At 64.6% G+C, this 18,571-nt stretch carries 16 protein-coding genes; 7 read left to right on the plus strand and 9 right to left on the minus strand.

Annotated elements, in window-relative coordinates; genetic code table 11:
* Nucleotides 1-125 precede the first annotated feature (125 nt).
* From FFS37_RS20085 to FFS37_RS20105, 5 genes are read left to right on the plus strand one after another with little or no spacing between them, the layout of a single operon-like run.
* Nucleotides 126-1,649 (plus strand): ABC transporter ATP-binding protein, encoded by a 1,524-nt coding sequence (locus FFS37_RS20085; protein WP_232375717.1) that lies wholly within the window; start codon nt 126-128, stop codon nt 1,647-1,649.
* The gene (locus tag FFS37_RS20090; RefSeq protein WP_137932704.1) at nt 1,649-2,689 is read left to right on the plus strand and encodes an ABC transporter permease; all 1,041 of its coding nucleotides are present in this window, start codon (nt 1,649-1,651) and stop codon (nt 2,687-2,689) included. Before FFS37_RS20085 ends, FFS37_RS20090 begins: the two co-directional genes overlap by 1 nt.
* Entirely contained in the window at nt 2,677-3,663 is a 987-nt protein-coding gene (locus tag FFS37_RS20095) for an ABC transporter permease (protein ID WP_137932705.1), read from the plus strand. Before FFS37_RS20090 ends, FFS37_RS20095 begins: the two co-directional genes overlap by 13 nt.
* A gap of 10 nt (nt 3,664-3,673) precedes the next feature.
* Entirely contained in the window at nt 3,674-4,687 is a 1,014-nt protein-coding gene (locus FFS37_RS20100; protein ID WP_137932706.1) for a nucleoside hydrolase, read from the plus strand.
* Between the two features lie 11 nt (nt 4,688-4,698).
* Nucleotides 4,699-5,631, plus strand: coding sequence for a nucleoside hydrolase (locus FFS37_RS20105; protein ID WP_137932707.1), 933 nt, complete (start codon nt 4,699-4,701; stop codon nt 5,629-5,631).
* A 58-nt stretch (nt 5,632-5,689) separates the two neighbouring features.
* On the opposite strand, the gene fghA is transcribed toward FFS37_RS20105, so the two are convergent.
* Together fghA and FFS37_RS20115 are read right to left on the minus strand one after the other, a co-directional pair.
* Entirely contained in the window at nt 5,690-6,526 is an 837-nt protein-coding gene (gene fghA, locus FFS37_RS20110; protein ID WP_137932708.1) for an S-formylglutathione hydrolase, read from the minus strand.
* 177 nt (nt 6,527-6,703) lie between these two features.
* A complete protein-coding gene (locus FFS37_RS20115; RefSeq protein ID WP_137932709.1) occupies nt 6,704-8,779 on the minus strand; it encodes an oxidoreductase in 2,076 nt (691 codons plus the stop codon).
* Nucleotides 8,780-8,997: 218 nt separating this feature from the next.
* Between FFS37_RS20115 and argE the strand changes: the two genes are divergently transcribed.
* Nucleotides 8,998-10,152, plus strand: a complete 1,155-nt coding sequence (gene argE, locus FFS37_RS20120) for an acetylornithine deacetylase (protein ID WP_137932710.1) — start codon at nt 8,998-9,000, stop codon at nt 10,150-10,152.
* 15 nt (nt 10,153-10,167) lie between these two features.
* Here argE and FFS37_RS20125 read toward each other — a convergent pair whose 3' ends face one another.
* The 5 genes from FFS37_RS20125 to FFS37_RS20145 are packed head-to-tail and all read right to left on the minus strand — an operon-like array spanning nt 10,168 to nt 15,104.
* On the minus strand, nt 10,168-11,103 hold the full coding sequence (locus FFS37_RS20125) for a LysR family transcriptional regulator (RefSeq protein ID WP_137932711.1): 936 nt from the start codon (nt 11,101-11,103) through the stop codon (nt 10,168-10,170).
* A gap of 50 nt (nt 11,104-11,153) precedes the next feature.
* Entirely contained in the window at nt 11,154-12,644 is a 1,491-nt protein-coding gene (locus tag FFS37_RS20130; RefSeq protein WP_137932712.1) for an aldehyde dehydrogenase, read from the minus strand.
* A 22-nt stretch (nt 12,645-12,666) separates the two neighbouring features.
* Nucleotides 12,667-13,341: a DUF1028 domain-containing protein gene (locus FFS37_RS20135; protein ID WP_137932713.1), complete on the minus strand. Its 675-nt coding sequence runs from the start codon at nt 13,339-13,341 to the stop codon at nt 12,667-12,669.
* 5 nt (nt 13,342-13,346) lie between these two features.
* Nucleotides 13,347-13,787 (minus strand): RidA family protein, encoded by a 441-nt coding sequence (locus FFS37_RS20140; RefSeq protein ID WP_137932714.1) that lies wholly within the window; start codon nt 13,785-13,787, stop codon nt 13,347-13,349.
* A gap of 42 nt (nt 13,788-13,829) precedes the next feature.
* A complete protein-coding gene (locus tag FFS37_RS20145) occupies nt 13,830-15,104 on the minus strand; it encodes a flavin-containing monooxygenase (protein ID WP_137932715.1) in 1,275 nt (424 codons plus the stop codon).
* A gap of 299 nt (nt 15,105-15,403) precedes the next feature.
* Between FFS37_RS20145 and FFS37_RS20150 the strand changes: the two genes are divergently transcribed.
* Nucleotides 15,404-17,002: a GMC family oxidoreductase gene (locus FFS37_RS20150; protein ID WP_137932716.1), complete on the plus strand. Its 1,599-nt coding sequence runs from the start codon at nt 15,404-15,406 to the stop codon at nt 17,000-17,002.
* 117 nt (nt 17,003-17,119) lie between these two features.
* On the opposite strand, the gene FFS37_RS20155 is transcribed toward FFS37_RS20150, so the two are convergent.
* Complete coding sequence (locus FFS37_RS20155) at nt 17,120-17,878, minus strand: ABC transporter ATP-binding protein (RefSeq protein ID WP_232375722.1); 759 nt, start codon at nt 17,876-17,878, stop codon at nt 17,120-17,122.
* A 122-nt stretch (nt 17,879-18,000) separates the two neighbouring features.
* The coding region (locus tag FFS37_RS20160) for an ABC transporter permease (RefSeq protein WP_137932718.1) at nt 18,001-18,571 on the minus strand (571 nt) is incomplete at its 5' end.

Consider the following 18,571-nt stretch of genomic DNA (forward strand, 5'->3'; position numbering starts at 1 on the left):
AAGCGCTAGACTGATCCGCCGCGGCCTGCCGCGACGGATCAGTTTTCAATCTGCGAGAGCCCCCAATCTACGAGAGTATCGTGTCGAACGCGCCGGGATCGCCGACCCCTCACAGCACTGTCGGAATGGCCGTCGAACTGACTGCCATCACCAAGCGTTTTGGCGCCTTCACCGCCAATGACGGCATCGACCTTGCGGTGCGCCGGGGCGAAATCCACGCCATCATCGGCGAGAACGGCGCTGGGAAGACGACGCTGATGAACATCCTGTTCGGCCTGCTCCAGCCGGATGAAGGCTCGATCCGGCTGAATGGGGAGACAACCGTGGTGGCCGATCCGGCGGTCGCCATCAAGGCCGGCCTCGGCATGGTGCACCAGCACTTCAAGCTGGTGCCGTCGCTCTCGGTCGCCGACAACGTCTTTCTCGGCATGGAAATCCGGCGACACGGGCTGATCGACCACGCCGCGCAGGTCGCCCGCACGCACGAGTTGTCGAAGCGCTTCGGCCTGCATGTCGATCCGACCGAGCGCGTCGGCCTGCTTTCGGTCGGCATCGAGCAGCGCATCGAAATCCTCAAGGTGCTGGTGCGCGGCGCCCGCACCATCATCCTCGACGAGCCGACCGCCGTGCTGACGCCGCAGGAAAGCCGCGAACTGTTCCAGACGCTGCGCAGCTTCGTGGCCGAAGGCATGACGGTGATCTTCATCTCGCATCACCTCGAAGAAGTGATGGAAGTGTCCGACACGGTGACGGTGCTGCGCAACGGCCGCAAGGTCGCGACCCGCCCGACGAGCGAACTCAGCAAGGACGAGCTGGTGCGTATGATGGTGGGCCGTGAGGTCAGTTTCGACCGGCGTCCGCGCGCGGCGCTGAACGGCGATGTCGTGCTGGACGTGAGGGATTTGTGGGCGCGCGACGACCGGCGGCTGCCGGCCGTCCGCGGCGCCAGTTTCACCGTCCGCGCCGGTGAAGTGGTGGGCATTGCCGGCGTGGCCGGAAATGGGCAGACGGAGCTGGCGGAGGTGCTTTCGGGCCTGCGGCCGGCAAGCCATGGCGAGGCATGGCTGAAAGGCCGGGATCTCACCACGCTTGGCCCCGCCGCCATACGCGAGGCGGGCTTTGCCCATGTGCCGGGCGACCGCATGGTTCGCGGCGTCGATCGCAATGCGTCGATCGCGGCCAACACGCTGATGGGCCGCCAGCACCGCGCGCCCTGGAGCCGGAGCGGCGTGCTCGACTGGAAGGCGATTGCCGCAAATGCCGGGACGCTGATCAAAAGTTTCGATATCCGCGCACAGGGATCAGGCGATCCCGTCAAACGACTCTCGGGCGGCAATATCCAGAAGGTGGTGCTGGCGCGCGAATTCACCAACGGCGCCGACTTCCTGCTGATCGATCAGCCCACCCGTGGCGTCGACATTGGCGCCCAGGAAGCCATTCACAGCGAGATCATGCGCCAGCGTGCGGCCGGCCGGGCGATCCTGCTGATTTCCGTGCAGCTCGACGAGTTGGCCGCGCTCGCGGATCGCATCCTCGTCATGTTCAACGGACGCATCATGGGCGAGGTTCCCGGCGACAACGCCGACGAAGACCGCATCGGCATGATGATGGCCGGCGTATTGCCCGAACCTGCGGCGGAGCCCGTTTGATGAGTGAGCGTTTGCGGGCCGTTTCCGGCCAGATCATCGCCCTGGGCGTTGCCCTGCTGATGGGTGCGATCATCATCCTGATGGTGGGCGAGAGCCCGGTCCACGTCTTCATGACGCTGATGCGCGGTGCTTTCGGCGATCAGGAAAAGATCGCCGGCACCCTGCTGCAGACGACACCGATCCTGATCTGCGGCGTCGCCGCCTGCATCGGGCTGCGCGGCGGCATGTTCAACGTCGGCATCGAGGGCCAGCTGTTTCTCGGCGGCTTTGCCGCCGCCTGGGTCGGCTTCACCTTTTCGCTGCCCACAGGCATCCATACGCTTGCCGCGCTGGCGCTCGCGGTCGCCGCCGGCGCCGCCTGGGTCGCCATCCCGGCCTATTTCCGTGCCCGCTACAACACCAACGAGGTGGTCTCGACGATCCTGTCGAACTACATCGCCGTGCTGCTCACCTCCTACTTCACAATCTTCCTGTTCAAGCGGCCCGGCGGCTGGTCGGAGACGCCGCCGATCCTGGCGACGGCCTACCTGCCGGAAATCTTTTCCTTCTCGCGGCTGAACTGGGGGCTTTTCATCGGCCTGCTGCTGGCGGTCGGCGTCGCGCTGGTCTTCCGCTACACCAGTTGGGGCTATGGCGTGACGATGGTCGGCTCGGCGCCCAAATTCGCCGAGTATGGCGGCGTCAACGTGAAGCGGCAGGGCTTTGTGGTGCTGCTGCTTTCCGGCGCGGTCGGCGGACTGGCCGGAGGGGTCGAGACGCTGGGCGTGCATCACCGGTTCATGGAGGGCTTTGCTCCCGGCTTCGGCTTCGACGGGCTCATCGCCGCTTTGCTTGCCAATGGCTCGCCTGTCGCCACGATCGTGACGGCGTTGTTCTTCGGCGCGCTTCGCAGCGGATCGCTGCTGCTCGAGGTCGACACCACCGCCTCGCGCGAAATCATCACCGTGATCCAGGCGCTGATCATCCTCAGCGTGTCGGCGCAGGTTCTGGTCAGACGCCGCGGCGACAGCCAGGCGGGGGAGCGTCGATGGAAATTCTAGACAAGCTCATCAATATCGCGCTCGTCGCGGCGACGCTTCGCACCACCGCACCCATTCTGCTGGTGGCGCTTGGCGGATCGTTCACCACCAAGGCTGGCATCTTCAATATCGGCCTCGAGGGCCAGATGCTGGCCGGCGCGTTCTTTGCCGTCCTCGGCTCGATCTGGACAGGCTCGGCCCTCGCCGGCGTTGCCTGCGGCGTGGCAGCGGCGCTTGCCTTCGCGCTCGCCTTCGCCGTGCTGGTGGTGACGTTCCGCGCCAACGAGGTGGTGGTCGGGCTGGCGCTCAACATTCTTGCCGGCGGCATGACGATCTCGTTGATGAAGGCGATTTTCGGCACACGCGGATCGATCGTCGGTCACGGCATCGTCGGCCTGCCCAAGGTGCAGATACCGGGCGCGCAGGCACTGCTCGGCTCGTGGGCGCCGCTGATCTCGGGCTTCACCCCGATCGTCTATGTCGCGTTCATCGCGGTGCCGCTGCTCGTGCTGTTCTACAACCGCACCCGGCTCGGGCTTTACATCCGCGTCGTCGGTGAGAAGCCCGAGGCCGCCGAGGCGCTCGGCATCTCGATCACCCGCGTGCGCTACACCGCCTCGCTGCTGTGCGGATTGCTGGCGGGACTGGCCGGCGCGCATCTGTCGCTCGGCTACATCACCATGTTCACGGAGAACATGTCGTCGGGCCGCGGCTTCATGGCGGTGGCGATCCTGATCTTCTCCAACGGCGACCCGCTGAAGGTGCTGGCAGGCTGCCTGCTGTTCGGCTTCGCCGACGCCTTCTCGCTGCGCCTGCAGACGTTCGGTTTTCCATCCTATCTGGTGCTGACCGTACCCTATGTCGTCGCCCTGGCAGCGCTGTTCGCGCTGTCCTATCGGGCGCGGCCAAAAATCATCAGGGAAACGCTGGCGTCGATGCAGAAGCTGCTTTCGACCGACCGGACCAGCGCGCCCGCCGACAAAAATCCCCAATGAAGGAACTCCCATGGAACGCATAATCCTCGACGTGGATTCTGCCGGCGACGACATTCTGGCCGTGCTGTTTGCCGCGGCGAACCCGAATGTCCGGCTCGAAGGCGTCACCACCGTAACCGGAGCGGCAGGCCCGATCGAGCAGGTCACCAATGTCGTGCTCAACACGCTGACGCTTGCCGGGCGCGACGACATCCCGGTCCACGCCGGCGCATGGCGGCCGATCGTCGGCAATTCCAAGGCCGACATGGAAGCGCCGGTGCATTTCGAAAAGCGGCTCGTCGCCCGCTTCGGCGACAGGCTGAAGAAGTTCAATCCGCCGGCGCCGCCCCCCTCACGCCCGGCGACACCAGGACATGCCGTCGACTTCATCATCGATACGGTCATGGCCAATCCCGGCGAGATTACGCTGGTCACGACCGGCCCGCTGACCAATGCGGCGATGGCGCTCCTGCAGGAGCCGCGGCTGACAGGCGCGCTCAAGCGGCTGCTCGTGCTCGGCGGCAATTTCCAGACGCCCGGCAACATCACGCCGCTGTCGGAATACAATATCTGGGCCGACCCGGAGGCTTCGCGCATCGTGCTCAATGCCGAGGTCGACAAGATCCTGGTGCCGCTCGACATCTGCGAGGACAATCGCGTCGCCGATTCCATGCTGACGCGCGACGACATCGCCGACATGCAGTCGGCCGCGAAGAGCAACCCCGTCTTCGACATGATCGCCGACTCCTTCCCGATCTACATCGATATCTGGCGCGAATTCTTCGATCTCGTCGGCTTCCCGATGGATGACGTGATCACTGTGGCGCTGGCCTTCGACCCCAGCCTTGCGACGATGACCGAACCGCTCTTCGCCGACGTCGTGCTCGACGGGCGCCTGGCGCGCGGACAGACGGTTGCCCACCGTGGCCGCCAGCTGCTGCCGGGCGGCGGGCCGAAGACGACGCGCATCTGCACCGACCTCGACGGGCGCCGCTTCCTGAACATCTTCAAGCAAACCATCGCGCGCTACGAACAAGCGGCGTGAGGAACGACACAATGACCACAGCAACTCCGATCCTGTTCGACTGCGACCCCGGCCATGACGACGCCATCGCGCTGGTGATGGCCCATCGCTCGCCCGCCATAAAACTTCTCGGCGTCACCACGACGTGCGGCAACGCCGAAGTCGAGAAGACGACCGCCAACGCCCTGCGCATCCTGGAATACATCGGCGCCGGCGACGTGCCGGTCGCGCAAGGGTGCCACCGCCCGCTGGCGCGCCCGCTGGTGCTTGGCACCGCCGACGGCCCGAGCGGTCTGGAAGGCTCGCCCTACCTGCCGCAGGCGACGATCAAGCCTGTCGACCAGCATGCGGTCGATTTCCTGGCCGACAAATTGCGCGCGGCGCCCGAACCGATCCTGATCGTTGCCACCGGTCCCCTGTCCAACATCGGTCTACTGATCCTCAAGCATCGCGACGTGCTGCCCAAGATCAAGGAACTGATCTGGATGGGCGGTGTCTTCTACCGCAAGAGCGAGATCATCACGCCGACGGAGTTCAATGCCTTCTGCGACCCGGAAGCTTTGAAGATCGTGCTGGACAGCGGCGTGCCGATCCTGATGGTCGGCCTCGACGTCACCATGCAGGTGCTGATCGAGGCGCCGCAATATGCGGAGCTTGCTACGATCGACACGCCGCTCGGCAAGCTCGTCAACGACTGGCTGCTGTTCTACGAGAAGCTGCACCGCAACTCGATGGGTGTCGGCGGCGCCATGCACGATCCGCTGGCGCTGGCGCTGGCAATCGACCCGACCCTGGTTCGCACGCGCCCGGCCCATATCGGCGTCGACCTGTCCGGCACCTATGCGTTCGGCGCGACCGTCGCCGATTTCTGGAGCGAACGCGGGGAGAAGGACAATGCCCGCATCGCCCACGAAGTCGACGCGGACCGGTTCTTCAAGCTGATGTTCGATCTGCTGCGGGACTAAACCGCAAAGAACGCGAGAGACGCGGCCCGGCGATTGCCGGGCTGCTTATCCTATGCGCTTACACGGACAGCCGTTCCGCGTGCCATCTCAGATGGTCGTCCATGAAGGTCGAGATGAAGAAGTAGGAGTGGTCGTAGCCCTCCTGCATGCGCAGCCTCAGCGTCATGCCGGCCTTGGCGCAGGCTTCTTCCAACAGCCAGGGTTTCAGCCCTTCATCGAGAAAGCCGTCCGCCGTTCCCTGATCGACCAGAAGCTCGGGGAAGCGGTGCCCATCCTCGATGAGCAGCGTGGCATCGTAGCCGCGCCATGCCGCGTGATCCGCGCCGAGATATTTTTCGAGCGCCGGCTTCGACCAGCCGGAGGTGCTGGGCTGCACGATCGGCGCGAAGGCCGAGCAGCTCTTGAACCGCCCAGGGTTCTTCAGCGCGATGGTCAGCGCGCCATGGCCGCCCATGGAGTGGCCAAAGATCGCCTGGCGCGTCATGTCGGCCGGAAACTCGGCGGCAATCAGCGCCGGCAGTTCCTGCGTGACATAGGAATACATGCGATAGTTCTTCGCGTAGGGTTCCTGGGTCGCGTCGAGATAGAAGCCGGCGCCGCAACCGAACTGCCAATTTTCCTTCTCGTCTGGCACGTCGGCGCCGCGGGGACTGGTGTCCGGGCAGACGACGATCAGGCCAAGCTCGGCGGCCATGCGCCTGTATTCTCCTTTGTCCATGACATTGGCATGGGTGCAGGTCAGGCCTGAGAGGTACCAGAGAACAGGGCACGGTTTTTCACGGGCCTGAGGCGGCACGAAGACGGCAAAAACCATGTCGCAGGCGCAGGCATCCGAAGCATGGGAATAGACGCCCTGGACGCCGCCATGCGATTTGGACGTGGAAAGGACTTTCATCGGCTCGGCCCCTGTTCGGAATTTGTCGGACCGACATAGCCGCCCATCCCGGCACTCGCAACCTTACCCTCATCGAAACGACACCAGCGAGCGGGATTGAAGCTGCTGCAGGGGAGCGGAGCTTGATAGCCCTGTTGGATCAGCGGACGACGCGAGGTTTGTTGCGCGTTTGTCGGATCATGCTCCTTGCATCGCCAGCGCCGTCACTTCCCGCCGGAACGGCAATGCGTCGCCGATGTCGGGTTCGTCCAGTTCGCGGGCGAAGCGGTGGCCGGCATAGGTTGCCCAGGCGATCGGCCCCGGCGCCTCGGCGTCGCCGATCACCTTGACCGAACGGATGCCATTCTCGGCCCATTCGTCTTGACGGGCCTTTAGCGCGCGCCAAACGCCGTCGTCCTGATCGCGGGAGGTGACGAGAACGACGGCGTCGGCCGTCAAATCCCGTCGCTGACCGGTATAGACGCAGGCCGTCACGACACCCCCGGCGGCAACGCTGGTGACGGTCCGGTTGAGCACGATGTCCACGCCAAGCTCCGCCAGACGCCGGTGTATGGCCCCCTGCTCCAGCGTGTTGCGGGTCCAGTCCGAGACATAGGCCGACGGCGTCACCAGGGTTACCCTGGCGCCCTGCCGCGCCATCAGCTCGGCCAGCACGCCACCCATGTAGTAGTGGTCGTCATCGAACAGGACGACGCTGCCGGAAGGCACCTTGCCGGCCATGAGGTCGTCGGGCGTATAGACCGGCATCGCCGCATCGATCGGCATCGGCACGACATGAGCGCGGGCGACGCCATCGCGCCGCCATTTCGATCCGGTGGCGATGGCGACATTCTGGAAGCCGAAGGACAGGATATCATCGGCCGACAGCCGGCTCTCGAAATAGATATCGACATTCGGCATCTGGCTGAGCTGATACTGGCGATAGTCGCGAACCCTGCCCCAGGCGGACAGACCCGGCAATTTGCTCTCGCGCGCCACGCGGCCGCCAAGTTCGGTGCCTGCTTCGGCAATGGCCACCTGATAGCCGCGCAGGCCGAGCGCGCGGGCGGCCTCCAGGCCGGCCGGTCCGGCGCCGACGATCAGCACGCTGTCGCTGTCACCCTTGGCCTGCATGCGTTCGGGGTGCCAGCCCTTGCGCCATTCCTCCATGAAGGTCGGGTTCTGCGTGCAGCGCGAGATCGACATGGTCATGTCGCCGGTGATGCAGATGTTGCAGCCGATGCATTCGCGAATGTCCTCGATGCGCCCTTCGTCGACCTTCCTCGGCAGGAACGGGTCGGCGATCGACGGTCGCGCGCAACCGATGAAGTCGAGCGTGCCCGACCTGATCATCCTGACCATAACATCAGGCGAGGTGAAGCGACCGACGCCGACGACCGGCTTCGAGGTCAGCGTCTTGATGCCGGAGACCAGGCTTTCCTGCGCCGCCTCTTCCTTGAAGCGCGACGGCCCGGAGCAGTCTTCCCAGGCACCATGCGCGAGATCCCAGAGATCGGGCAGGTCGGCATGCATCTCGATCATGTCGCGGACTTCCGAATTGGCGAAGCCGAGTTCGCCAATCATCTCGTCGAGCGACAGCCTGAGCGTCAGCCCGCAGGTCTCGCCGATCGCGTCGCGCCCTTCCTCGATCAGTTCGCGCATCAGCCGCGAGCGGTTTTCCAGCGAGCCGCCATATTCGTCGTTGCGCTGATTGGTGGCCGTGGACAAAAAGTGCTGGATGATGCCGAAGCCATGCGCGCCATAGAGGCAGACCAGGTCGAAGCCTGCCTGCTTCGCGCGCTTGAAGGCGTTGCGATGCCAGCGGCGCAGATCCCGGATGTCCCGCTTGTCCATGGCGCGCGCCTGGACCGGATCGTTGGTGAAAGTGCGGATCGGCAGGGCCGAAGGCCCGCGCGGGACTTCCTTGGTATAGAGATTGGGACCATTGATGCCGGAATAGGCGAGCTGGATGCCGGCCAGCGCGCCATGCTCGTGCATGGCCTCGGCCATCCTGGCCAGCGCAGGAATGTCGGCGTCGTCCCACAGCCTGAGCTCGATGAAAGGCGTGATCTCCGACGTGTGATGCATCTCCGTCTGCTCGGTGAAGATCACGCCCCAGCCACCTTCCGACTTCATGCGGCGCATCTCGGCGGCGGCGGAAGGATCGCGATAGCCGCCGCCGTTGCAATGCGGGACCTGGTAGAAGCGGTTCTTTGCCGTGACCGGACCGATCTTCATCGGTTCGAATAAAATATCGTAGCGTGGGTCGCGCATGTCTTTCCTTCCCATGGCGTGGCGCTGCCGGTGCTTTGGAGATTACTCATAAGTTGGAGCGGGCGCGGGAAAACTATGGATTTCTTCCGTGCGGGTTAGGACCGGCCTAATCGCGCGTTTCGCGAGTTAGTTTGCGGTGAAACGAAGCGGAGCCAAATGCGACTTCAGCGGCGCGGCGCGACGATGCTAAACCGCCTGTAGCTCAATGGACTTCAGACATGGACAGCATCAAGATTCTCGACCGGCTGATCGCGTTCCCGACAGTGAGCCGCGACTCGAACCTCGAGCTGATCGGCTATGCAACGGAACTGCTGGAAGCCAGCGGCATCGCCTGCCGCCTCATCCATAGCGCCGACGGGCACAAGGCCAACCTCTTTGCCACGATCGGACCAGCCGGCAAGCCCGGCATCATGCTGTCCGGCCATACCGACGTCGTTCCCGTCGAGGGCCAGGACTGGACGCTGCCTCCCTTCGCGATGACCGAGCGCGACGGCAGGCTTTACGGGCGCGGCGCGGCCGACATGAAGGGTTTTGTCGCCTGCGCCCTGGCGGCGTGTCTGAGGGCCTCGACGATGGCGCTTCGCACGCCCCTGTATCTGGCGCTCTCCTACGACGAGGAGGTCGGCTGCCTGGGGGTGCGCGACCTGATCGAAATGCTGAGCGCCGCACCGCAACGCCCGCTGCTGTGCATCGTGGGCGAGCCGACCGACATGCAGGTGGCGACAGGGCACAAGGGCAAGCTCGCGGCTCGGGCCATCTGCAGGGGGCGCGAGGGGCACTCGGCGCTGGCGCCGCTGGCGCTCAACGCCATCCATCTCGGTTGCGACTTCGTGCGGGCCTTGCGCGACGAGCAGGACCAGCTGGCCCGTGACGGCGCCCGCGATGGCGACTACGACATTCCCTACACCACCGTTCATGTCGGCAAGATCAATGCCGGCGTTGCGCTCAACATCGTGCCCAATCTCTGCCAGGTCGATTTCGAGATCCGCAACGTCGCGGCGGACAACGCAGCCGCCATTCTCGACCGGCTTCGCGGCGCAGCCGCGCGCATTGCCCGCGACGCCGCTTCGATCGCTCCTGAAGCCGCGATCGACATCGAGATCACCAATACCTATCCGGGTCTGGACACGCCGGGCAATTCGCAGGCCGTAGCGTTCGTAAAATCGCTGACCGGCGCCAACGGCACGATAAAGGTCGCCTTCGGTACGGAAGGCGGATTGTTCAGCCGCGATCTCGGCACGCCAACGGTGGTCTGCGGCCCCGGCTCGATGGCGCAGGGACACAAGCCGGACGAATATGTCAGCGTCGAACAAATGCGGCGCTGCGACGACATGCTGGAGCGGCTGCTGCAGCGGCTCGTCGAGGGCGTGTGAGCGCCGCTGGCCGCTTCACTTCACGATGCGCTCCGTGCCGAAGACGCCCTGCTCGACCACGAAACGGCGGCAGTGATCGACGAATGCCTGCACCGTCAGCGTGCGGTGCTCGGCGTTCGGCAATGCTATGCCCATGGTCAGCGGCCTGACGTCCCCCAGCAACGGCACGAAGACCAGCAGCTTGCCGTCTGGCGACATCGCGTTCAGCGGCCGCATATTGGCAATGCCATAGCCGAACCCGTTGGCCACCATCGAGCGCATCACGGCGATGTCGCCGGTGCGCTCGACGATGTTGGGACGCAGGCTCCTAGCCTGGAAGGCCGACAGGAAATACTCCCGGCTGTAGGGCAGGTCGAGCAGCACCATCGGCTCGTCCACCAGTTCCTCCGGTGTGATGCCCGCCTTTCCCGCCAGGCGATGCGCCGCCGGCAGCATCACATAGGCTGGCAACTGCATCAGCGGCTCGAACGTCATGTCCTGCGACAGTTCGAGATCGTAGGTCAGCGCAGCGTCTATTTCGCCGCGTTGCAGCATCTCGAACAGCTGACCCTGATTGCGCTCGAACTGCCTGACGCGCACATCCGGATAGGCATCCTCGAATTTCCGGCGAAGCGCCGGCAGCACGATCTGCGCGAAGGTGAGCAGGCAGCCGATGGCGAGCGGCCCGCGCACCTTTTCGGCAATGTCGCCGGCAATGTCGTGCAGCGCGTCCGCATCGTTGAGCAGCCGCGCTGCCTCCTTGAGGAAGAGGCGCCCGCCAGCCGTGAGCGCCAGGGCGTGCGAGTGCTTGCGAACGAAGAGCTGGACACCGAACTCCGCTTCGAGCTGAGCGATCGACGCCGAGATCGACGGCGGCGAGACGTTCACCTGCTCGGCAGCCTTGGCGATCGAACCGGCTTCGCCGACGGCGACGAAATATTCGAGTTGTCTGAGCGTGAAGCGGAGCGGCATGGGCAGCTATGATGCCTGTTTGGTTGCTGCAATCAAGCCGTGGTCGCTCCTCAATATTTTATCCAGGTGGTCTTCAGGGCCGTGTACTTGTCGAGCGCGTGCAGCGATAGGTCGCGTCCGAAACCCGATTGCTTGAAGCCGCCGAAAGGCGTCATCGGGCTCAATGCGTCGACGGTGTTCACGGAAACCGTGCCGACGCGCAGCCGTTCCGCGACACGGTGCGCCCGCGACAGGCTGTCGGTCCAGACCGAGGCCGCCAGACCGTAGATGCTGTCATTGGCCAGGCGCAGCGCCTCCTCCTCGCCGTCGAAGGCGATGATCGACAGCACCGGACCGAATATCTCGTCGCGGGCAAGCGGATCGTCGTGCGAAACGTTGTCGAAGATCGTCGGCTGTATGAAACTGCCGCGTCCGTTGACGGCAAGCTGGGCGCCCCCGGTGACCAGTCGGGCCGACTTCCTGCCACCTTCGATGAAGCGCAAGACGCTCGCGGCGTGGCGCGCGTCCACCATCGCGCCCATTCTCGAGGCCGGGTCGAGAGGATCGCCAGGTTGGGTTGCCGCTGCTCGCTGCACCAGACGCTCCACGAGCGCATCCTTGATGCCGCGCTCGACGAACAGCCTGGAATTGGCCGAGCAAACCTCGCCCTGGTTGAAGAAGATGCCGAACGCGGCCATGTCGGCCGCCGCGTCCAGGTCGCCACAGTCGGCGAAGACCAGATTGGGGCTCTTGCCGCCAGTTTCCAGCCAGACCTGTTTCATGTTCGACTGGCCGGAATATTGCAGGAACATCTTGCCGACGGCAGTGGACCCGGTGAAGGCAAGGCAGTCGACATCCATATGGCGGCCAAGCGCCTGGCCGGCGGTCTCACCGAGGCCGGGCACCACATTGAGCACGCCGGCGGGCAGTCCCGCTTCCATGGCGAGTTCCGCCAGCCTGAGCGCCGAAAAAGGCGACTGCTCGGCCGGTTTCAGCACCACCGAATTGCCGGCGGCAAGCGCCGGCGCGCATTTCCAGGTCGCCATGTCGAGCGGAAAGTTCCAGGGCACCACGGCGCCCACCACGCCGAGCGGCTCGCGCCGGACCAGAGCGAGGTCCCCCCGACCCGTGGGCGCCACCTCGTCGTAGATCTTGTCTATGGCCTCGCCATACCACTGGAAGATCGCCGCCGAGCCCGGCACGTCGATGCTGGCCGCGTCCCTGACCAGCTTGCCCATGTCCATCGATTCGAGCAGCGCAAGCTCATGCAGGTTCTCGCGCAGCAGGTCCGCGAGCCGCAACAGCACCTCCTTGCGGTGCGCCGGGCTTGTTCGTGACCACACGCCGGCCTCGAAGCTGCGCCGCGCCGCCGCCACGGCGAGGTCGATGTCTTCTTCCCCGCAGGAGGCGACCTCGGCCAGGGTTTCCCCCGTGGCCGGATTGATGCTGGCGAAGGTTCGGCCGGAGCGCGCCGGCACAGCCTTGCCGTCGATGAAGGCCTTGTCGCGAAAACGGAGTTCGGACGCCCTGGCGATCCATTCCTTGTGGCTGAGTTCGCTCATCACTGGCTCCTGACCGTCTCAGTCACTCGTCACCGGGCACGCCGTAGCTCGGCGCACCGGATGGATTGATGGCGCGCGTCACATAGGCGTCCAGTTGCGGCTTGTAGATTTCCCACAGCCCGGCCAGTTGCTCGACCGGACAGGCTTCCGTCCAGTCGCAGCGCAGATCGGCGACCGGCCACGGCACATCGCGCACCAGCTTCATTCCGGCGGAACGGACAGGCCCAGCCTCGCCGCCAGCCTTGAGCGCGGCCCGCATCGTGGCGATCAGCCGGTCGCCGAGCTCGCCGTCCGAAGCGAGGAAGGCGTCGACCATGGCACGGGGGACGCCGTCATTGGCAAGCAGATTGCCGCCGCAGGCGACATTCTCGCCGCGCGCCTCTGCCCAGATGCCAAGCGCTTTCGGCCCCGAATGAATGGCGCTGCCGCCGGCCGCGTCGACGGCAAGGAGCTGGCGGTATTCGCTGTGCGCGGCGGTTCGCTTCAGGATCGCGACAGCCTCGGCAGCGGAGGCGCCGCGCGCCATAAACTCAAGCGCCCGCGTCCCGAGCGTCGGGTCCGTGACATTCTGGCTGGCGACGGCGCCGACGCCAGCCTGCGCATAGGCGCAGCGTGCTGCAACCGCCGGGGATGATGACGAGACCGCCACGCCGAACATTCCGGTGCGCTTGCATCGCGCGACGATGGAGAAGGTCATGGCGCTCAGCCCTGGACGATGGCTGCGCCATCATCCGGGATGACGGCGGTGCCGTCGATTTCGACCAGCCATTCCGGCCGCGCCAGGGCCGACACGACCAACCCGGTCGAAACCGGATACACACCTTTGATGTATTCGCCCATCGTCCGGTAGACGGCCTCGCGATGGCGGACATCGGTCAAGTAGACGACCACCTTCACCAGGTGTTCCATCGTCCCGCCGCACTCCTCGATGAGCTGCTTGATGTTCTGCATGACTTTGTGGGTCTGCTCGACGGGATCATGGCTATCGATGTTCTTGGCCGTGTCGAGATCCTGCGGACATTGACCGCGCAGATAGACGGTCCGACCGCCCCGCGTGACGACCGCCTGGCAAAGATCGTTGTCGAGCTTCTGCTCGGGATAGGTATCCTTCGTGTTGAAGGTACGGATTCGGGTATGCTTCATGTTGTTCTCCATCGGTCGGGCTGGCAGCGTCGCCGGCGTTGGTCAGGCGCCCACTGTCTCGCGCCGCGCGGCGGCGTGGTAGGCGAGATATTTTCGCTGCGTCGAAATACGGTCCGCCACGTGCTTTGCATCGTGCCAGACACCCCAGATGAAGCTGGAACCTCTTCGCGACTGCCAGGGCAAACCCAGGAAATAGATCCCCGGCTCGACCGACACGCCGCGATGGTGCCTCGGCCGGCCCTTCTCGTCGAAAGCGTCGACCTTCAGCCAGCTGTAGTCGACGGCAAAGCCTGTCGCCCAGATGATCGTCGAAATCCCTGCTTCCGCAAGATTGAGCTCGCGGATCGGATTGGTCAGGCATTCCGGGTCCGGGCCGATTTTGCGGAGGGCAGGCTCCTCCGGAAGATCCAGACCGTTGCGCGCGACATAGGCGTCGGCTTCGTCCAGCAGCGACATCAGGTTGGCGTCGCCTCGAGCAATGTTCTTCGCAAGGTCCGGCGCGAAGGTCATCACGCCGTCCTGGTACGTTTTCGTCATGCCGACAAGGGTAAGGCCCTGCGCGGCCAGGCGGCGGAAATCGATCGTTTCGCCGCCGCGCGCGCCGCTCACCGCGATGGTGACATGTTCCGTGCCCGGCCCCGGCGTTTCTAGGTCCCACTTGCCCAGGACACCGAGCCACCAGCAGAAGTCGCGCCCACGGTAGGCCCGCGGCGGCCGGTCGTGCGGACCGACCGACAGGTAGACGCGCCTTCCCGAGCGCTGGAGCTCATCCGCGATCTGCACGCCCGACGATCCCGCTCCGACCACCAGGACCGCGCCTTGCGGCAGCTGCGCGGGGTTGCGGTAGGCGCTGGAATGGATCTGCAGAAGGCCGGCGCCGCCGGGAACAAGAGGCGGAATGACGGGAACCTGGAAAGGTCCGGTTGCCGCGACCACGCTGTTGGCTTCGATCGCGCCGTGCGAGGTTTCGACCCGGAAGCCGGGCCGTCCGACATTCCGCTGCACGAGTTTCACCTCGACGCCACAGCGGATCGGCGCATCGATCTGCCTTGCATAGGCGGCGAAATAATCGGCGACCTCCTCCTTGGAGGGAAAGCCATCGGGTCCGGTCCTCGGAAACTCCATGCCGGGGAAACGGTCATGCCAGGCTGGCCCGTTGGCAACCAGGGAATCCCATCGCTGCGAACGCCAGCGCTCGGCAATGCGGCCGCGCTCGAGAACGAGATGCGGCACGCCGCATTTGCTCAGATGCTCGCTCATGGCCACGCCTGCCTGGCCGCCGCCGACGACAAGCGTGTCTATTTCCTCGACCGACATGCCCAGTCCTTTTCTGACCATCCGACAGCTTATGAGCGCACGGTGGAAACCATCTTTCCGGTGTCCGCCAGGCGCAGTCGGGCGCGGCCTATTCCGCCGTTTCCGGATGCGCCGTCGCGCCATCCGGCCTCCTCCATTTGCGCTTACAAGTAGCAGCACGCGTTGGTGCGCGCCCATAACGAATCTCCGAAGTCACGCGTAACCATTTCCGAATTTATGGGTCCGCTTGGCGCACCTAGACTTGCAACGATCGCGTTGGCACCGATGCCGTGGCGCTGGCATTGCATTGGGGGTCGAGGATGAACGCTGAAAGCTTTGACTATATCGTCGTCGGCGCGGGTTCGGCCGGCTGCGTGGTCGCCAACAGGCTGAGCGCCAACCCATCGGTCAGCGTATGCCTGATCGAGGCGGGCGGCAGTGACGACAGCTTGCGGGTCAAGGTGCCTGCGGGCATCCTGTCGCTCTACGGCAATCCGAACTACGACTATTGTTTCGTCGGTGTGCCGCAGCCCCGCCTCAACAACCGCAGCATTCCGGTCAATCGCGGCAAGGCGCTGGGCGGATCGAGCTCGATCAACTCCATGGTCTATATCCGTGGCGCCGCGCAGGACTATGATGAGTGGGCCTCGCTCGGCTGTGCCGGCTGGGCATACGGCGATGTACTACCGGTGTTCCGGGCGCTGGAGCGCAATCTGCTCGCCCAGGACGCGCGCTATCACGGGACCCGTGGAGAATTGCTGGTCGACAATCCGCGTGATCCGAACGTCCTTTCAAACATGTTCGTCAAGGCCGGCAAAAGTGCCGGCCTGCCCGCCAACAGCGACTTCAACGCCGAGAGCCAGTTCGGTCTCGGAATCTACAACGTCACCCAGGATCGCGGCCGGCGCTTCAGCAGCTTCAGCGCTTTCATGCGGCCGGTGCTCGACCGCAAGAACCTGACGCTGCTCAGCGAATGCGAGGTGATCGACCTTGTCATCGCCGAGGGGCGCGCAACAGGACTGCGCGTGCGCCATGACGGTGGCCAGAAGACGCTTACGGCCAGGCGCGAGATCGTGCTTTCGGCAGGCGCCATCAACTCGCCCAGGATCCTGATGACATCAGGTATCGGGCCAGCAGCCGAACTCAAGCAGATCGGCATCGAGCCCGTCGTCGACCTGCCGGGCGTCGGCAAGAACCTGCAAGACCATGTCGACGGCATGATCACCGTGCGCTCGAGCAGCAACAGGACGCTTGGGCTTTCGCTCGCCAACCTGCCACGCATCACCGCCGCGCCTTTCCAGTATTTCGCGCGCCGCAAGGGCATGCTCACCACGAACTATGTCGAAGCCGGCGGCTTCGCCAGGACCAGGCACGCGAACGGCCTTCCCGACATCCAGTTCCATTTCGTGCCGGGCTATCGCAGCCATCGCGGCAGGCTGATCGAATATGGCCACGGCTATGCCGTCCACACCTGCGTGCTGCGGCCGAAGAGCGTGGGCGAGATCACGCTATCACGGGACAGTTCGCGCCGGGACGTCCTCATAGACCACCGTTTCTTTTCCAATGAAGACGACGCGATGGTGCTGGTCGAGGGCATCAAGATCGCACGCCAGATCTTTGCCTCGCCAGAGTTCGACGCGATACGGGGCAAAGAGATGCTGCCGGGCAAGAATGTCAGAACCGATGACGAGATCCTGGCCTATCTGCGCGCCGAGGCGCTGACCGTCTACCATCCGGTGGGAACCTGCAAAATGGGAACGGATGCGATGGCGGTCGTCGATCCCGCGACATTGAAGGTGCGGGGCATCGAAGGCTTGCGAGTCGCGGATGCTTCGGTGATGCCCAAACTGATCGGCGGCAACACCAATGCGCCAAGCATGATGATCGGCCAGAAGGCTTCGGAGATGATGCTGGGCTGACCACTGCGTGTCCGTTCGGTCAGCCTGTGTCGGTTGTTCGAAGCGGCCTCGTAGGGGCGAAGGCGGCATGGTCAATCACGAAGCGTACCCGTTTGAACCCTCCGCCTCCGCGATACCTCAGTGATCCTCGTCGATCTCGTCGTGCAGGAGGCCAAGGATCCGGCGCTTCAACGCGATGAACTCGGGTTCGAGGATCACGTCCATCGAGCGCGGCCGGGGGATGTCGACCTTGATCTCGGCCTTGATCCTGCCGGGCCTAGCCGTCATCACCAGCACGCGATCGCCCAGCACGAGCGCCTCGTCGATGTCGTGGGTAACGAAGAGCACCGTCTTCTGCTGCCGCTCCCACACACGCAAAAGCAGCTTCTGCATGGTGCCGCGCGTCTGGCTGTCCAGGGCGCCGAAGGGTTCGTCCATCAAGAGCACGGCCGGATCGTTTGCAAGGGCGCGCGCGATCGCTACACGCTGTTTCATGCCACCGGACAATTGGGCGGGATAATGGTCGGCGAAAGATGCGAGGCCGACCTCGTCGAGATACTGGTCCACGATCCGCTTGCGCTGTTCCACGGGCAGGCCCTTGCGCTTGGGGCCGTACTCGATGTTGGCGCGCACCGTCAGCCAGGGAAAGAGCGTGTAGCTCTGGAACACCATGCCCCTGTCGGCGCCGGGCTCGATGACTTCCTTGCCATCGACCTTGATGCTGCCGGAGGTGGCGTCATTGAGGCCGGCGGCGAGATAGAGCAGGCTGGACTTGCCGCAGCCGGAAGGTCCGACGATGACGCAGAATTCGTTCCTGGCCACTTTCAGCGATACATCGTCCAGCGCCAGCACGCCGTTGGCCTCGCCGTAGCGCAAGGTCACGTCTTCGACGGCCATGGTGATGCCTGCCGAATGCGCATCGCCGGTTGCCGGGGCCGTACCTGCCGGATTGCTCGCCTTGACGGTTTCAGTCATCACTACCCTTGATCCGGCTGCGGTTTGTGAGGTTGCGTTCAAAGTCAGGGTGCCCATGGCGCGACCCTCGCTCGGATAAGGCGGAACGCCGTGTCGGTGATGAGGCCCAGGAGCCCGATGGCGGCGATGGCCATGAAGATGACATCGACCTGGAAGCCGCGCATTGCCTTGAGGCTGATATAGCCGAGCCCGCTCGACGCGGCGACGAGCTCCGCCACGACCAGATAGGTCCAGGCCCAGCCCATAGTGACGCGAAGCGTGTCGAGGATCGCGGGAAGTGCTGCGGGGAAAATGACGTGCCACACGGCTTCGCTGCGCTTGGTGCCCAAAGTGTAAGAGGCATTGACCAGGTCCCTGGACACGCCCCGCGCGCAATCGGAAATCATCACCAGCTGCTGGAAGAAGGTGCCGAAGAAGATCACCGCTATGCGCTGCTCGATGCCGATGCCGATCCACAGGATGAAGAGCGGCACGAACGAGGTCACCGGCAGATAGCGGATGAAATTGACCAGCGGCTCCAGCGGCGCCTGCACCACTCGATAGGTTCCCATCCACAGGCCCAGCGGCACCGAGATCACGGAAGAGACGATGAAGCCAAGCAGAACCACCTTGGCG

It is taken from the genome of Mesorhizobium comanense, from assembly GCF_005503535.1.
GTDB classification, from domain to species: Bacteria; Pseudomonadota; Alphaproteobacteria; order Rhizobiales; family Rhizobiaceae; genus Mesorhizobium; species Mesorhizobium comanense.

Coding starts and splice junctions, on each gene's coding strand:
- fghA (WP_137932708.1), bottom strand. CDS start 6,526: ATGAAAGTCCTTTCCACGTCCAAATCGCATGGCGGCGTCCAGGGCGTC.
- FFS37_RS20150 (WP_137932716.1), top strand. CDS start 15,404: ATGAACGCTGAAAGCTTTGACTATATCGTCGTCGGCGCGGGTTCGGCC.
- FFS37_RS20155 (WP_232375722.1), bottom strand. CDS start 17,878: ATGGCCGTCGAAGACGTGACCTTGCGCTACGGCGAGGCCAACGGCGTG.
- FFS37_RS20105 (WP_137932707.1), top strand. CDS start 4,699: ATGACCACAGCAACTCCGATCCTGTTCGACTGCGACCCCGGCCATGAC.
- FFS37_RS20145 (WP_137932715.1), bottom strand. CDS start 15,104: ATGTCGGTCGAGGAAATAGACACGCTTGTCGTCGGCGGCGGCCAGGCA.
- FFS37_RS20090 (WP_137932704.1), top strand. CDS start 1,649: ATGAGTGAGCGTTTGCGGGCCGTTTCCGGCCAGATCATCGCCCTGGGC.
- FFS37_RS20115 (WP_137932709.1), bottom strand. CDS start 8,779: ATGCGCGACCCACGCTACGATATTTTATTCGAACCGATGAAGATCGGT.
- FFS37_RS20085 (WP_232375717.1), top strand. CDS start 126: ATGGCCGTCGAACTGACTGCCATCACCAAGCGTTTTGGCGCCTTCACC.
- FFS37_RS20125 (WP_137932711.1), bottom strand. CDS start 11,103: ATGCCGCTCCGCTTCACGCTCAGACAACTCGAATATTTCGTCGCCGTC.
- argE (WP_137932710.1), top strand. CDS start 8,998: ATGGACAGCATCAAGATTCTCGACCGGCTGATCGCGTTCCCGACAGTG.
- FFS37_RS20130 (WP_137932712.1), bottom strand. CDS start 12,644: ATGAGCGAACTCAGCCACAAGGAATGGATCGCCAGGGCGTCCGAACTC.
- FFS37_RS20095 (WP_137932705.1), top strand. CDS start 2,677: ATGGAAATTCTAGACAAGCTCATCAATATCGCGCTCGTCGCGGCGACG.
- FFS37_RS20140 (WP_137932714.1), bottom strand. CDS start 13,787: ATGAAGCATACCCGAATCCGTACCTTCAACACGAAGGATACCTATCCC.
- FFS37_RS20135 (WP_137932713.1), bottom strand. CDS start 13,341: ATGACCTTCTCCATCGTCGCGCGATGCAAGCGCACCGGAATGTTCGGC.
- FFS37_RS20100 (WP_137932706.1), top strand. CDS start 3,674: ATGGAACGCATAATCCTCGACGTGGATTCTGCCGGCGACGACATTCTG.